This is a genomic window from Sphingomonas sp. TX0543 (assembly GCF_048565505.1).
Classification (GTDB): domain Bacteria; phylum Pseudomonadota; class Alphaproteobacteria; order Sphingomonadales; family Sphingomonadaceae; genus Sphingomonas.
Window position 1 is genome coordinate 2,246,526 of the sequence record NZ_JBLZUS010000002.1, and the last position, 15,550, is coordinate 2,262,075.

Genomic DNA, 15,550 nt, shown 5'->3' on the forward strand with positions numbered 1-15,550 from the left:
CCCTCTTTATGTGGGTGATGGCATATCGTAGCGCGACGCGCGGGTGTCGCAACTCAATAATACACCCGCGCGCCGTCGATCAGTTTGCCGCCGCCGGGCCGGCGAGTGCGCTATCGTACCAGTTGACCAGATCGCGCCGCATCGCGTGCAGCGCCTCTGGGTTGAGATACGCCATGTGCCCGGCGGGATAATAAGTGAACGACAGGTTCTTCGCCTGCGCCGGCTCCAGCATCATATGGCCGAGATCATATTCGGTGCCGAAGAACGGGGTTGCCATATCGTACCAGCCGTTCATCGAAAGCACCTTGAGATAAGGGTTCTCCCGCATCGCGGTTGCCAGATCGATCGCGGTGTTCGGGTTGTTTTGCTGCGCAGCATAGCCGCCGCCCGGCGCCTTGTGCTTCCAGTTCCAGTCGAACCCCGCCGCGTCGCGCGCGGACAGGCGATATTGCATGTCGGTCTTGTAGCCGAGCGTGTTGGTTACGTAATTCTGGAAAGTGCCGATAAACGCGCCAGAGATCGCATCCGACGACGCATCCGATTCAGGCCGTTCGCCCGCCGCATCCGCATCCGTGCCCGTGTAACGCGAATCGAAGCGGCCGATCCGCTTGCGGCTGTCGCGCAGCAATTCCTTCTGGAAGCGCGGCAGATCGATACGCAGATTGGCGCGCTTGATGAACTCCGGCGAAAGACCGATCAGCTGGCTTAGCTGGTTGGCGACCTGATCGCGCTCCGCATCGGAGATCGACTGCCCCTTTGCCAGCGCAGAGGCATATGGCCCCACCGCGAAGGCCCGCGCCTGCTCCACGATGGTCGCCACGTCGGCGGGGCGATTCTGGATGCGGTTGTGATACCACGCAGTCGCAGCGTAGCTGGGCAGATAGTTGAGATAGACCTGATCCAGCCCCGGCTGGCGGGAGCCATAGTTCATGATCGACGAGAGCAGCACCACGCCGTTCAGCGCCATGCCGCGATCCTGAAGCTGATAGGCGAGCGCTCCGGAGCGCGTCGTGCCATAGCTTTCGCCGAAGATGAACTTCGGACTGTTCCAGCGCCCGTTCTTCGTCACATAGCGGATGATGGCGCGCGCGAAGGCATCGACATCCTCGTCGACGCCATAAAAATGCCCCGGCTTCGTTTCGCCCAACGCGCGCGAATAGCCCGCGCCCATCGCGTCCAGGAACACCATGTCCGTCCTGTCGAGCAGCGTATCCGGGTTAGGCCCGAAATCGAACGGTGCAGGGCGCATGAACTCCGGGTTGCCGGTGCGCAGCCGGACCGGCGCGAACGATCCCATGTGGAGCCAGAAGGTCGGGCTGCCCGGCCCGCCATTGTAGAAGAAGGTGATCGGCCGCTTCGTGCCCGGCTTCGTGCCGTCGAGCGTGTAGGCGGTGTAAAACATCGATCCGGTCGGCTTGCCCTCCGTATCCCGGATCGTGAGCGTGCCGGCGGTCGCGGTGTAGGCAAGCGTGCGGCCCGCTACCGCGACGCTGCCCCTGGAACGCTCCTCACGCTCCTGCACCGGCGCGTTGGCATAGGCGGCTTCAACCTCCTGCTTCGCGACTTCGGCGTTGGTGAGCGCGGGCTTGGCCCCCTTCTCGGCTGGCCGGGCATCCTGTGCGGCGGCGGCGACCGATGCGGTGGCAAGAAGAATGGCGGCGGCGCGCGCGATCATGGCTAAACCCTCGATTTACATGAATTTCGATGGCCGTCTCTTCGCGCGCTTAACGTCGAATCGCAACCCGCCGTGCGATCAGGCGCGTTCGGCGCCTGCCACCGCCTCCACCGCGCGCAGCCCTGCGAGCAGCCGCATCAACTGATGCGCGTCATGCACTTCCACGTCGATCGTATTCGTATGGATGCCGGTGTCGCGATTATCGAGCCGCAGGTTGATGATGTTCGCCTTGTGCTGGCCGATGATCGTCGCGATCACGCCGAGCGCGCCGGGTGCGTTGCGCACCTCCACGGTGATGCGCGCGACCGCGCCCTCGGTGGCGTCGCCCCATTGCACGTCGATCCAGTCGGTCTCCTCGTCGGTCCGCTCCGCCAGCTCGGCCAGCGTGCGGCAATCGATCGAATGCACCTCGATCGACGCATCCGGCCGCCGCAGCCCGACGATGCGGTCGCCCGGCACCGGATGACAACAGGTAGCGAGCTCATAGGCGACGCCGGGCGCAAGCCCCTCGATCGAGATCGCGGAGGATTGCGGCGGCGCTTCCGCCACTTCCGCGCCGGCCGATCCGGGCATCAACGCCTCAATCACCTCCGCATCGGTCAGCTTGCGGCGCGCGATCGCCGTCAGGAACTGCACGTCATCGGCAAGCTTCAGGCGCTTAAGCGCCTCCTCCAGCGCCCCGGCCGCGAGCGGCGCGGGCAAGCGCGCCAGAATATCGTCGTAGAGCTTGCGCCCGAGCGTCATGATCTGCTCGCGCTCGACCTGGCGGAGATGCCGGCGGATCGCGGCCAGCGCCTTGCCGGTGATCGCGAAGCCCAGCCAGTTCGGCTGTGGCGTCTGCGCCTTGGAGCGTAGCACCTGCACCTGATCGCCATTCTGTATCTCGGTGCGCAGCGGCACCACCCGCCCGTTGATCTTCGCGCCGACCGCCTGATCGCCCAGATCGGTATGCACCGCATAGGCGAAGTCGATCGGCGTCGCGCCCTTGGGAAGCTGAATCAGCTCGCCCTTCGGCGTGAAGGCGAAGATGCGATCCTGATACATCGCCATCCGGGTATGCTCGAGCAGTTCCTCGGGCGTCGCGGCATTTTCGAGAATTTCGACGAGATCGGCGATCCAGTTCTGCTGCTGCGTTTCCGGGCGGACCTTCAGATCCTGCTTGTATGCCCAGTGCGCGGCGAGGCCGTATTCGGCCTGCGCGTGCATATCCTCGGTCCGGATCTGGATTTCGACGCGCTGGTTCTCGGCGTGCATCACGGTCGTATGCAGCGATCGATAGCCGTTGCGCTTGGGCGTGGAGATATAGTCCTTGAACCGCCCCGGCACCGCGGGCCAGCGCCGGTGGATCTGCCCGAGCGCGGCATAGCAATCCTCGACCGTCGGAACGATCGCACGGAACGCCATGATGTCGGAGAGCTGCTCGAAGCTGATGTGGCGCTCCTGCATCTTGCGCCAGATCGAATAGGGATGTTTCTCCCGCCCGGAGATTTCGGCCTGGACACCGTGGCGGGCAAGCAGGGTCTTGAGGCCGGCGCCGATCTTCGTGATGCGATCGCCGCCGCCGGATTTCAGTTGGTCCAGCCGGCGGGTGATCGATTCATATGCCTCCGGCTCGAGCTGCTGGAAGGCGAGCGTCTGCATCTCCTTCATGAACTCGTACATGCCGATCCGCTCCGCGAGCGGGGCATATATGTCCATCGTCTCCTTGGCGATGCGCCGGCGCTTCTCGGGCTTCGAGATATGATGGAGCGTGCGCATGTTGTGCAGCCGGTCGGCCAGCTTGACCAGCAGCACGCGGATATCGCCGGACATGGCGAGCAGGAACTTGCGCAGGTTTTCCGCGGCGCGCTCATTCTCCGTCTGCGCCTCGATCTTCGACAGTTTTGTCACGCCATCGACCAGCCGCGCGACATTATCGCCGAACAGGTGCTGGATCTGATCCGGCGTGGCCACCGTATCCTCCACGGTATCGTGCAGGATCGCGGTGGCGATCGTCTCGTCGTCGAGGTGCAGCTCGGTAAGGATGCCTGCCACCTCGATCGGGTGGCTGAAATAGGGATCGCCCGAGGCGCGCTTTTGCGTGCCGTGCGCGTTGACTGAAAACACATAGGCGCGGTTCAGCAGCGCCTCGTCGGCTTCCGGATCGTAGGCCAGGACCCGATCGATCAGCTCATATTGTCTCAGCACGCTCGCACGATGCCGCGTTCGGCTATTGCTTTGCAACAGAAATGGTCCTCCCGCCGCGGCGGGCGGCGGAAGGACCACATTTCTCTAATAGAGAATTCGGATCAGTTGGCGGGCGACGGGTTCGGCCCGGCCTTGGCAACGGCGACCTTGCCGCCCTTCGCCTTGCCGTTGCACTCGCCGAGCGCGGTTTCGTCAAATGCCTTGCCCTCGACGGTGAAGGACGAGAGCGCACCCACCGTGTGCGCCATCATCTGGCACGCGACCATTTCGCGCATCGGCGCTTTGCCGGTGACATAGACGCCGTCCTGAAGGTTCCACGGCGTATCGCGCGTCATGACGACGTCTTTCGTCGACGCGTTAACCGGCGTGGCGGTGAAATAACCGTTCGGAGCCTGGGCAGATACGCCCGCCGAAGCGAGGAGCGCAGCGGACGTGAGGACCCCGGCGATAATCGAGCGAATCATATGTTGCCTCGCAAAATAGGTTGCTGGAGGCTACTTACTTGTTGCACTTGCGAGTTGCAAGTGGCAACTGATAATTTAGTACGTCGCCAAGCCGCCCTCGGCTACAATGCATTGTAAATCAAGGAGTGCCCCTTTGGAGAAACTGCGCGAGCGCCTGACGGAATGCAGCCTTCCCGCCGCGCTGGAGACAATGGGAGAGCGCTGGGCGTTCCTGATATTGCGGGCCGCGTTCAACGGCTTGCAACACTTTGAGGAATTTCAGTCCGAACTGGGCATCGCGCGCAATATTCTTGCGAGCCGCCTGGCACGCTTCGTCGAACATGGCATCATGGATCGGCAATCGCTGCCCGAAGACCGTCGCAAGATCCAATATTTTCTCACGGACAAGGGCCACGCGCTGCTCCCCGCGATGGTTGCACTGCGGCAATGGGGGGAGCGCTGGGAGACGGGGGTGCCCGCCTTTCCGATCCTTGTCGATACGCGTGACAACCGCCCGGTCCAGCCGATCGCCGTCATCAGCCACGACGGCCGCATCCTCACCAAGGGCGATCTGCACTGGGCGCTTCCCGAAGACGTGGTGAACGACGCCGACATCGCCCACGCTGCCGAATAACGCCTGACGCGCCGCCGACGGAGCGGCGCGACACCGCCTATTTCTTGATAAGACCGATCTCGACGAGCCGCTCGTGGAGATAATCGTGCGCGGTGATGGGCGTGGGATAACGGTCAGGGTTCGTCGCGCTCACGCAGCCCGGGAGCGTCTCGATGAGGAAATCGGGCGCGGGATGCAGGAAGAACGGCATCGAATAGCGCGAATGGCCGCGCCGCTCGACCGGCGGATTGACGACGCGGTGCGTGGTCGATGGCAGGACATGATTGGTCAGGCGTTGCAGCATGTCGCCGACATTGACCACCATCGCCCCCTCCGGCGGCTTGATCGCCAGCCAGCGGCCCGAATCGCGATCTAGCAATTCCAGCCCCGCTTCCTCTGCGCCAAGCAACAGCGTGATGAGATTGATGTCCTCATGCGCGCCTGCGCGCACGCCCTCCGCATCGGCGGGGATTGGCGGATAGTGAAGCAGCCGCAGCACGCTGTTGCCGTCCGCGACGGCCGGCTCGAACCAGTCGGGCGCCAGCTTCAGGTGCCGGGCGATCGCGGATAGCAACCGGTCTCCTGCGCGATCGAAAGCGGTGAACAGTTCGAGGAAGGTATCGCGGAATCCTTCCGGGCGCGTCGGCCAGATATTCGGCGACATCTCGCCCGCGAAGCGATGGCCCTGCGGCAATTCCCGGCCGACATGCCAGAATTCCTTCAGGTCAACGTGCTTGGCGTCCTTGGCGATCTCGGTCTTGAATGGCGTGTAGCCGCGTGCCCCGCCGCCGCCCTCTACAAAATAGCCGCGCTTTTCCGCGTCGGGCAGTGCGAACAACGCCTCCGTTTCACGCCACGCGCGGTCGATCAGATCGGTCGGGATGCCGTGATCCGCGACGATCGCGAACCCGAAACGCTCGAAAGAGCCGCCGATCGCCGCCGCGAACGCGATCGGGTCGGTCGCCTGGTCCTTCAGGCTGAGGGTCGGCACCTGGGCCAGCGGGGTATCGAGCATGTATCGCGTCCGTAAATTGCAAACCGCGCTCATAGCCCCTGCCCCGCTACGCCGCTAGCCGATCGTCACCGTGCCGGCTGCCTTGTCGCCCTTTGGCGCAAGATCGAAGCGGAACGGCTTGTCGTCGGTCTCGCCATGAAGGCTGTTGCCGTCGACCGTAACCTTGGCGCCCTTTCGATCGAACTGATCCTTGAGCCAGCTCCGCACCGTATCGACCGAAGCGGGACTTTCGAATCGGACCGTCACGATTCCCTCGTCGTCGCTCCGTTCAGGCTTGATATCGACCGCCGCGATCCGCGATCCGGGGTAGAGGTGAACCCCGTTGATATCGAAATTCTCTGCCGTCAGATTGATCTTCGGCAGATTGAACTCGCCCTTGAAGACCGGCGTATCGATCTTCACCGCCCCGGAATTGCCGTCGAACCAGCTGCCCGCGCCATTGTCCGACGCGATCGATATCGACGTGCCGTCGCCGGATTTGTCGCAGGCGGAAAGCGTGGCCGCCGCGATCGCGATGAGTGCAAAAGAGCCGCTTGTACGGATCATAAAGTCTCCCCTACCTGTATTACACAGGTACGACACCCTGGCGCATGTAGCAAGGGCACGCGCTTTTCGGCCATGTCATCCAATGGGGTGACTTCCAGTGCGGCGAACGGTAACCGCGATCGCATGGCAGCATCGTTGACCCAGGACACGCCACGCGGCGCGCCGATCCCGTTCGGCGAATTCGTAGCGCTCGTCGCCGCGCTGATGGCGATGGCGGCGCTCGGCATCGATACGATGCTGCCGGCGCTGCCCGACATCGGCAGCTCGCTCCACGTTGCAAATCCCAATCACCGGCAGTTCGTCATCACCATCTTCGGGGCAGGCTTCGGCATCGGGCAATTGTTCCACGGCCCGCTGGTCGATCGCTTCGGGCGACGCCGGATGCTGATCGGCGCGCTCGCCGCCTATGCCACGATGAATGTGCTCGCGGCGATCTCGGCAAGCTTTCCGCTGCTGCTCGCCGCCCGCTTCATCGGGGGCACGGCGGTGGCGGGATCGCGGGTGGCGACGGTAGCGATGGTGCGCGATTGTTTTGCCGGCCGCGCAATGGCGCGGATCATGTCGCTTGCGTTCATGGTGTTCATGGCGGTGCCGATCGTGGCGCCAGCATTCGGCACGATCATCCTGCTGTTCGGCACATGGCGGACGATATTCTGGATCGTCACCGGCCTTGCGATACTGGTGATGCTCTGGGTGATCGCCCGCGTGCCGGAAACGATGCCGCCTGAAGATCGCCGCGATATCCGCATCCCCGCGATCGTCGCCGGCTGGCGTACGACGCTCTCCGATCGCTATTCGCTCGGTTACACGATTGCCGCCGCCGCGCTTACCGCCGCGCTTTATGGCTATCTCGGCTCGATCGAGCAGATCATGGCGGACACGTTCGGGCAGCCCAGGCTGCTGATGGTCATCTTCGGGGCCAGCGCCGGCATGATGATGGTGGCGAATCTGATGAACGTGCGTCTGGTCATGCGGCTCGGGACGCGGCGCATCAGCCACGGGGCGGTGCTCGTGATGGTCGCGACGACCGCGCTGCATCTCGCTATCGCGGCGACCGGGCATGAAACGGTGCTGATTTTCGGCATCCTCCAGTCGATCACGCTGGCGTGCTTTGCACTCACCACGTCCAATTTCTCTGCCATGGCGATGGAGAAGATGGGCCATATCGCCGGCACCGCATCAAGCGTGCAGGGCTTCATTTCGCTGACATTCGGCTCGGCGGTCGGCTCGCTGATCGGGCAGGCGTTCAACGGCACGACCATGCCACTGACCACGGGCTTCCTGATCGCCGCGCTCGCCGCGCTGGCGCTGGCCGCAATCACCGAGCGTGGCCGCCTGTTCCATCCGGCTACCTGACGATCCCGGGGAACCGCGCGCTTCGGCGCGGGTTCGGTGGATATGAAGGAGATTGGCATGGGCGGACATAAAGTGGCGGGCCATGGGTCGGGCGATGATGGCTACGACGAGGAAGGCTATGACGAGAGCCAGCGCGCCGAAATCATCGAGGTCACTCACGAAGGGCCGAGCGATGGCACCGTCATAACCGATCTCGCCCCGGATCTGGATCTCGACCTGGACCCGGACGAGGAAGAGCTTCGCGTCACCGGCGAAGACGACGAGGCGGTTTAACCCTGCTGGTCAGCGGTAATTTGCAACCCTGATCAGTCGAGGATCGGCATCCACATCGGTTCGCCGACAAGGCTCTGCGAACCGCGCAAGCGCTCCAGCGCCGCGGAAATTGCGGACTCGGGCGCTTCATGGGTAACAATCGCGACAAGTGCGCTGCCATCCGCGTTCGCACCACGCTGGATGAGGCTTTCGATCGAAACGCCAGCGTCGCGCATCGCGGCGGCGATCTCTGCGAGCACGCCGACCCGGTCAGCAACCATGAAACGCAAATACGCACGGCCGCGCCGTGCTCCGGTATTTGCCGCCGGCGCGTCGGTCAGTGCGCTTACCGGCATCGCGAATGGCGGGCCGGACTCGCCGCGCGCGATATCAATAAGGTCGGCGATCACCGCGCTGGCTGTCGGTCCGTCGCCCGCCCCCGCGCCCTGGAACAGGAGCCGGCCAACGTAATTCCCCTCGGCCACCACCGCGTTGGTCGAGCCGGTGACATGGGCGAGCGGATGGTCTTGCGGCACGAGCTGCGGCTGGACGCGCTGAAACAGCCCCCCTGCTCCAAGCTCCGCCTGCGCGATCAGGCGGACGCGATAACCCAGCGCAGCCGCCTCCGCGATGTCACCCGCGATCAACTGGCGGATGCCCCGTATCGCCACATCGTCGAACGCAGGCCGCGTGCCGAATGCGAGACTGGCCAGAATCGAAAGCTTGTGCGCGGCGTCCACACCATCGATGTCGAAGCTTGGATCGGCCTCCGCATATCCGAGCACCTGCGCCTCGGCGAGCACCTCGCCGAAATCACGGCCCTCCGCCTCCATCTTGCTGAGGATGAAGTTGCAGGTGCCGTTGAGGATGCCCTGAACCCGCGCGATCTCGTTCGCGGCGGCGCCTTCGCGCAACCCCTTGATGACCGGGATGCCGCCCGCAACCGCCGCCTCGAACTTGAGCGGCACGCCCGCCCTTTCCGCCGCCTCCGCCAGTTCGACGCCATGGTGTGCGAGCATCGCCTTGTTCGCGGTAACAAACGCCTTGCCGTTCTCCAATGTGGCGCGGGCGAGCGCCAGCGCCGGGCCATCTGCCCCGCCGACCAGCTCCACCACCACGTCGGCCGCCGCGTCGGCCAGCGCAACGGTGTCATCGACCCAGGTGAAACCCGCGATATCGACGCCGCGATCCTTGCCGCGATCGCGCGCGGAAACGGCAACCACCTCGATCGCGCGGCCGGCACGGCGCTCGATCAATGCGCGATTGGCCTCGAGCACGCGGATCACACCCGATCCGACCGTACCCAGCCCAGCCAAAGCCACGCGCAACGCTTCCGCCATGTCGATTCCCCGCAAAGTTCGTGCGGCCGCTCTTGGGCTACGGCGGGTGACGCGACAAGGGGGACAGGGCGCGCCGCGTAAATCGACCTGATCGCGATCAGCATGTGGATCGTTTCGTGTTCCCCCGCATTGTCATTTAGTAGTTGTGAGGAGAAACATCGTGGGTGAGTTCAAGGACAAGGTGAAGGGCACCGCGAACGAGATCGCCGGCAAGGTCAAGGAAGAGATCGGCAAGGCAACCGGCGACCGCGAGCTTGAGGCCAAGGGCGCTGCCCAGAACGTTAAGGGCCATGCGCAGAAGGCGGTTGGCGACGTCAAGGGCAAGCTCGGCGACAACATCTGACGATTTGACGCACCAGGCGGTCCGCGACACGCCTGATGCCATAACAATCGCCCCGGCGAACATGCCGGAATTGCCGCCATCGGGCAGCATTCCGCAATGTTCGTCGGGGTGGTGCGTTTTGGCCGGGGTGGCTAATGATCGCGGATGAGCATTTCGACCGACACCCCGCGCACTGGCGTTGCCGAGCTTACCATACGCGGCATCCTGCTCGGCGGGATCATCACCCTGCTGTTCACGGCGGCCAATGTATATCTGGGGCTGAAGGTAGGGCTGACCTTCGCCACCTCGATCCCCGCCGCGGTGATATCGATGGCGGTACTTCGCCTCTTCCCCGACAGCACGATCCTTGAGAACTACATCGTCCAGACGATCGCCAGCGCTGCGGGCACGCTTGCGGCGATCATCTTCGTGCTGCCTGGGCTGGTGATAATCGGATGGTGGCATGGCTTTCCATTCGTAACGACGGCGGCGATCACCGCGACTGGCGGCATTCTCGGCGTGATGTTCTCCGTCCCGCTACGTCGCGCGCTCGTGGTGGATACCGACCTGCCCTACCCGGAGGGTCGCGCGGCCGCCGAGGTGCTGGAAGTCGGTTCGGCCGCCCGCGACGGTGGAGCGGAAAGCGCGAAGGGCCTTTCGGTGCTGATCCGAGGGAGCCTCGCCTCGGCCGGGTTCGCGCTGCTCACCCAGATGAAGCTCGCCGCCGCGGAGGCAGCGCGCTGGTTTCGCGTGGGCGCGGGCGCGACCGGCATTTCGGGCGGCCTCTCCTTCGCGCTGCTCGGCGTCGGCCATCTGGTGGGCCTGTCGGTCGGCATGGCGCAACTCGTCGGCATGGCGACAGGCTGGTGGATATTGCTGCCGATCCTCACCGCGCACAGCAGCGTCGGCGGCAGTGCGGAGGAACTGGCGAACACGGTTTTCCGCGCCGACGTGCGCTTCTTCGGTGCGGGGGTGATCGGGGTCGCCGCGGTCTGGACGCTGGTAAGGATCGCGCGCCCGGTGGTGGGCGGCGTCGCCTCCGCCATTGCCGCCAGCCGTGCGCGACAGACCGGCGCGACGATGGCGCTGACCGAGCGTGATCTGCCGATCGGCATCGTTGCCATTGTATCGCTCGCCACGCTGGTGCCGATCGGAATCCTGTTGTGGAGCGTGATCGCGGGTGGCCCGCTAGCCGCCCAGGGCGTGCTGCTGATCGCCGGCGCGCTTGTCTTCGTGGCGGTGATCGGGCTGATGATCGCGGCGGTATGCGGCTATATGGCGGGCTTGATCGGCGCGTCCAATTCGCCCGTATCAGCGATCGGCATCCTCTCGATACTCGCCGCCTCGCTGATGCTGGTGGCATTGTTCGGTCGCGATAATCCGCCGGAAACGTCACAGGCGCTGATCGCCTACGCGCTGATCGTTACGGGCGTCGTGTTCGGCGTGGCGACGATCTCGAACGACAACCTTCAGGATCTGAAGACCGGCCAGCTGGTGGGCGCGACGCCGTGGAAGCAGCAGGTGGCGCTCGTCGTCGGCGTATGCTTCGGGTCGCTGGTGGTGCCGATCGTGCTCGATCTGCTCAACACCGCTTTCGGCTTTGCGGGTGCGCCGGGCGCCGGGCCACAGGCACTCGCCGCGCCGCAGGCGGGGCTCATTTCCGCGCTGGCAAAGGGCGTGCTGGGCGGCGATCTCAACTGGCCGATGCTGCGATGGGGCGCACTGGCGGGGGTTGGCTTCATCGCGCTGGACGAGGTGCTGGGACGCCTGAAACTGCTGCGCCTGCCCCCGCTCGCGATCGGGATCGGCATCTACCTGCCGATGGCGGTGATCCTTCCGGTCACGACCGGATCGGTGCTCGGCTGGTGCTATGATCGCTGGTCGGACCGGCGCGCCGATGCTGAGGGCGCGAAGCGTCTCGGGGTGCTGCTCGCGACGGGAATGATCGTTGGGGAGAGCCTGTTCGGCGTCGCCTTCGCTGGCGTCGTCGCGGCGACGAACACCGATTCGCCACTGGCGGTGGTGGGCGAAGGCTTCGGCCCCGCCGCGCTCATTGCGGGGCCGCTGCTGTTCACGGCATTGACATGGTGGCTTTATCGCCGCGCGCGCGGCCTCGTCACATCAGCGCCAGCAGCGCCTTGATATCGACGAAAGCGAAACCCACCGAGCTATCCGCGATGCCGTATGGCATGAACAGCATGTCGCCATGCCGCATCGCGCCGCAGGTATAGACCACGTTCGGCACATAGCCCTCGCGGTCCTGATCGGCGGCGGCAAGGATCGGGCCGTTGGTGCGCCCGATAACCTTCGACGGATCGTTCTTGTCCAGCAGCGCCGCACCGATCGAATATTTGCGCATCGCCCCCACGCCGTGCGTGAGCAACAGCCAGCCCTCATCCAGCTCGATCGGCGCGCCGCAATTGCCGATCTGCACGAATTCCCACGGCTGATCCGGCTTCAGAATGAGTTCGCCGTCATCCCAGTGCGTGAGATCGTCGGTCTTGAGCAGATACAGGTTTTCGCCATCCTGCCGCCCGATCGCCATATAGGTGCCGTCCACCTTGCGCGGGAACAGCGCAATGCCCTTGTTGCGCGCGGCGGTGCCCGTCATCGGGACGAGATCGAACGAGCGGAAATCGCGCGTCCGCAACAATTCGGACTGGATCGTGGAGCCGTTATAGGCGGTGTAGGTGCCAAGCCATTCCGCATCGCCATTATCGTGCTGGAATTTCACCAGGCGCAGATCCTCAAGCCCCTTGGACTGCGCGTCGGTAATCGGAAAGATCACCGTGCCGGAGAGCGTCGAATCGCGGTGCCGCTGGACCGTCACGGGGCCGGTCGGCGCCTGTTCCTCGTTTATCCCCTCGGCATCGGCGGCTGTGGCGAAAGGCGGTTCGGGCGCCAGCTTCAGCTCGCGCCTTCCGGTGATGATACCCTCGCGAAATACGACCGAGGAGATATGCCCCTCGCCAACCGCGCGCAGCGACATCAGGATCCGTTGCGATCCCTTCGGCATGCCGGTCTGATCGTGATGTGGCACGACGCTGGGGTTCATCAGCGCGGCGGCGGCGTAGCTGTATTCGTGGCAGAAATACGCACCGATCAGTTGGCGTTTCACGTCGCCGATCGTGCTGCCATCCAGCCCGTGCTGGGCCGCGATCCGATCGTAACGGGTCATGAACACCCGGCGCGTCTGCCAATGCCGCGCCTCGAAATCCTTGAGCACGGTCTCAAGCTGCACGCTCGCCTCGCGCTCGGTCATGCCGAGCACTTCGCTGATAAGGCGTTGCGACCGGCTCACGCCCGATCCGTTCGATTGCCAGCCAAGATGGAATGGCCGGACCACCACGCGCGAAGGATCGGCGTGCAGCCGCAATCGATGATTGAAAATTTCCAAAACCCGCCCTCGTGCCGTCTTTCAAGTCGCGCGCCGCCGATCAGGCCACGGCGCGCCCCCGACCTGCCACGGCTATGCCCGACTTTGAAAGCCTTGAAATGGCGCAGGAGGCAAGTTGCAACGCCAGAATCAATTCCGCCCCCTGATTGCGGTTCAGCCCGGTCGGCATAAGCCCGTCAAAGCAGCCGCCATCCGGCAACGTGGCCAGCGGCATATCGAGGTCATTGCCTCCGAAGAACCAGCGATAGGCACGTTGCGCCTCCGCCATCCACTTCGAGTCGCGAGTCGCCTCATAGGCTGCGCCGCACGCCTCGATCGTTGCCTGCGCCTCCAGCGGCTGCTGATCGAACGGCAGCGGATCGGCGTAGGGGCGGCCAAAGCTTTCGGTGCCGATCGCGCGGAAATGACCGCCCGGCGCGGTCTGCATCCCGACGATCCATTCGAGCGTTTCGATCCCGCAGTCGATCAGATCCTGGCGATCGAGCGCCATGCCGGCGCGGATCATCGCCTCCGGCAATCGCGCGTTGTCATACGCAAGAACGATCTCGAACCAGCGCCAGTCGGGCCGGCTCGTCCGATCGAGCAGGGCGAGATGCTCGTCCGGAAAACGCTCCAGTATCGCGCGCGCCAGTTGATTGCCGGGCGCCGCTTCCAGCATCGCAGCAGCGCCAAGCATGGCAAATGCCTGCGCACGCGGGCTGCCGAGCGACAGAGCCAGGCTGGCCGTGTCATCGAACAATGCGGTCGCCCAATCGCGATGCTTGCGTTCGCGCGCGTCCCGCGCGGTGACGGCGAGCGCCCACAGCGCGCGACCGTTCGAATCCTCGGAGCCTTCGTCCTCGCACCAGGTGCGATCGAAATTCATGAAATTGCGAAAGCGGCGCTTGTCCGGGTTCCACGCATATTGAACGAATGACGCGTAAACGGTCGTCCATCGATCACGTACGTCGGCGTCGATGGTGTCGATCGCGCTCATCAGCATCAGCGCGCGTGCATTATCGTCAATGCAATAGCCATGGCGACGATCAGGCACGGAGTAGATCGCGTGCTGAAGCATGCCCGTTCTGTCGCTCATTCGCTCGACCGCGCCGATATCGGGCGGCAGAAATTTTGGCGTGTTGCTGCTTTTGCTCAACCGCTCGGGCCGGGCCGCGACGATCGCGTTGACCTCGTCCATCGCGCGCTCGGCAAGTCGCGGCCAGATCATCGTGCGCCCACGGGCATAGGCGCGCTGCGAAAGGCTGGCGCGATCACGATCATTGCTGAGCAGATGGTTCACCTCACGCGCGATCGCGGCCGAGTCGCGGAAGTTGACCAACACGCCATGGCCGTCCGCCAGTATCTCGGTGGCATGGACATACGGCGTCGATATCACCGCCTTGCCGACGCCCACCGCATAGCTCAGCGTGCCGCTCGTGATCTGAGCGGGATTGAGATAGGGCGTAACATAAAGATCAGCCGCCTGCAGATAATCGATCAACTCATCATAATCGACAAAGGCGTCGATGAAGAGCACGCTCTGTTCAACGCCGCGTTCCCGAGCGAGCGCCTTCAGCGAATCGCGATATTTCTCGCCCTCGTTCGCGACGAGGTTCGGATGAGTCGCGCCCAGCACGACGTACAGCGCATCGGGATGGTTGCGAACGATTTCGGGCAAAGCCTCGATGAACGTCTCGATCCCTTTTCCGGGGGCGAGCAGGCCGAACGTGAGGATAACCTTGTGCCCCTCCCAGCCGAAGCGCGGCTTGAGCACGGCCGGGTTCATCAAGGCGCGATCGGGCACGCCGTGCGGAATAGTCACGATCGCCCGCGGATCGGCGCCGTAAACCCGCGCCAGTATTTCGCCCCCGCGATCGGCCATCACGATCACGCGCGCGGCGCGGCGCAGCAAACCTTCCATCACCGTGCGCTGATGCGCGTCCGGCTTCTCGAGAACGGTGTGCAGCGTGACGATGAGAGGAAGAGTGGTGCGATCGAGCAAGGCGAGAATGTGCTCGCCTGCTGCACCGCCAAAAATGCCATATTCGTGCTGAAGCCAGATCGCCTGCGCGCCTGACTGCTCGATCTGTCGCGCGGTTTCGATGTAAGAAATGCGATCCTGTTCAACGATCGTCCCGGTCACGGCGGGCGGATATTCATAGCGACCCGGATGATCGTCCATCGCGTAAACATCGACGCGCAGGTCGGGAAACCTCTCCCGCAGCGCACTATACGTATCGGTCGTGTACGTAGCGATGCCGCACTTGCGGGGCAGGAAATTGCCGATCAGTGCGATGTGATCAACCGTCTGCCGAATGCGTCCTTCCACCGCCGCCTCACTTTCTGGTATCGCTGGGTTCCGGCGGATGATCCGCCTTTGTTCGTCAATTCAAACCGGCGACTGCGTGGATAGTTGCATATTTTG

Annotated in this window: 13 protein-coding genes; 5 read left to right on the forward strand and 8 right to left on the reverse strand. The window is 64.1% G+C overall.

Going from position 1 to position 15,550, the window contains the following annotated elements:
• Positions 1-79: 79 nt before the first annotated feature.
• The 3 genes from ACM61V_RS11410 to ACM61V_RS11420 form a co-directional block, all read right to left on the reverse strand.
• The gene (locus tag ACM61V_RS11410) at positions 80-1,675 is read right to left on the reverse strand and encodes a S10 family peptidase (RefSeq protein WP_137786152.1); all 1,596 of its coding nucleotides are present in this window, start codon (positions 1,673-1,675) and stop codon (positions 80-82) included.
• 78 nt (positions 1,676-1,753) lie between these two features.
• Entirely contained in the window at positions 1,754-3,862 is a 2,109-nt protein-coding gene (locus tag ACM61V_RS11415; protein ID WP_419714004.1) for a RelA/SpoT family protein, read from the reverse strand.
• A 101-nt stretch (positions 3,863-3,963) separates the two neighbouring features.
• Positions 3,964-4,326 carry a CC_3452 family protein gene (locus tag ACM61V_RS11420; protein WP_137786154.1) on the reverse strand — a complete coding sequence of 121 codons (363 nt, stop codon included), beginning with the start codon at positions 4,324-4,326 and terminating at the stop codon, positions 3,964-3,966.
• A gap of 106 nt (positions 4,327-4,432) precedes the next feature.
• Between ACM61V_RS11420 and ACM61V_RS11425 the strand changes: the two genes are divergently transcribed.
• Positions 4,433-4,939 (forward strand): winged helix-turn-helix transcriptional regulator, encoded by a 507-nt coding sequence (locus ACM61V_RS11425; RefSeq protein WP_137786155.1) that lies wholly within the window; start codon positions 4,433-4,435, stop codon positions 4,937-4,939.
• Positions 4,940-4,976: 37 nt separating this feature from the next.
• Here the strand turns inward: ACM61V_RS11425 and ACM61V_RS11430 are convergent, their stop codons facing one another.
• Together ACM61V_RS11430 and ACM61V_RS11435 are read right to left on the reverse strand one after the other, a co-directional pair.
• Positions 4,977-5,933 (reverse strand): isopenicillin N synthase family dioxygenase, encoded by a 957-nt coding sequence (locus ACM61V_RS11430; protein WP_137786156.1) that lies wholly within the window; start codon positions 5,931-5,933, stop codon positions 4,977-4,979.
• Positions 5,934-5,987: 54 nt separating this feature from the next.
• Positions 5,988-6,479 carry a hypothetical protein gene (locus ACM61V_RS11435; protein WP_137786157.1) on the reverse strand — a complete coding sequence of 164 codons (492 nt, stop codon included), beginning with the start codon at positions 6,477-6,479 and terminating at the stop codon, positions 5,988-5,990.
• A 123-nt stretch (positions 6,480-6,602) separates the two neighbouring features.
• On the opposite strand from ACM61V_RS11435, the gene ACM61V_RS11440 reads away from it, so the two are divergent.
• Positions 6,603-7,835 carry a multidrug effflux MFS transporter gene (locus tag ACM61V_RS11440; RefSeq protein WP_137786158.1) on the forward strand — a complete coding sequence of 411 codons (1,233 nt, stop codon included), beginning with the start codon at positions 6,603-6,605 and terminating at the stop codon, positions 7,833-7,835.
• Between the two features lie 57 nt (positions 7,836-7,892).
• Positions 7,893-8,108, forward strand: coding sequence for a hypothetical protein (locus ACM61V_RS11445; protein ID WP_171007526.1), 216 nt, complete (start codon positions 7,893-7,895; stop codon positions 8,106-8,108).
• Positions 8,109-8,140: 32 nt separating this feature from the next.
• Here the strand turns inward: ACM61V_RS11445 and ACM61V_RS11450 are convergent, their stop codons facing one another.
• A complete protein-coding gene (locus ACM61V_RS11450; protein WP_137786159.1) occupies positions 8,141-9,427 on the reverse strand; it encodes a homoserine dehydrogenase in 1,287 nt (428 codons plus the stop codon).
• Between the two features lie 160 nt (positions 9,428-9,587).
• Here ACM61V_RS11450 and ACM61V_RS11455 point away from each other — a divergent pair, with 160 nt between their 5' ends.
• Together ACM61V_RS11455 and ACM61V_RS11460 are read left to right on the forward strand one after the other, a co-directional pair.
• On the forward strand, positions 9,588-9,770 hold the full coding sequence (locus tag ACM61V_RS11455) for a CsbD family protein (RefSeq protein WP_137786160.1): 183 nt from the start codon (positions 9,588-9,590) through the stop codon (positions 9,768-9,770).
• Positions 9,771-9,914: 144 nt separating this feature from the next.
• Positions 9,915-11,891, forward strand: a complete 1,977-nt coding sequence (locus ACM61V_RS11460) for an OPT family oligopeptide transporter (RefSeq protein ID WP_419714005.1) — start codon at positions 9,915-9,917, stop codon at positions 11,889-11,891.
• Here the strand turns inward: ACM61V_RS11460 and ACM61V_RS11465 are convergent.
• The gene (locus ACM61V_RS11465; RefSeq protein ID WP_137786162.1) at positions 11,866-13,146 is read right to left on the reverse strand and encodes a glycoside hydrolase family 130 protein; all 1,281 of its coding nucleotides are present in this window, start codon (positions 13,144-13,146) and stop codon (positions 11,866-11,868) included. The genes ACM61V_RS11460 and ACM61V_RS11465 overlap by 26 nt on opposite strands.
• A 40-nt stretch (positions 13,147-13,186) precedes the next feature.
• Positions 13,187-15,454 carry a glycosyltransferase gene (locus ACM61V_RS11470; protein WP_419714006.1) on the reverse strand — a complete coding sequence of 756 codons (2,268 nt, stop codon included), beginning with the start codon at positions 15,452-15,454 and terminating at the stop codon, positions 13,187-13,189.
• Positions 15,455-15,550 lie beyond the last annotated feature (96 nt).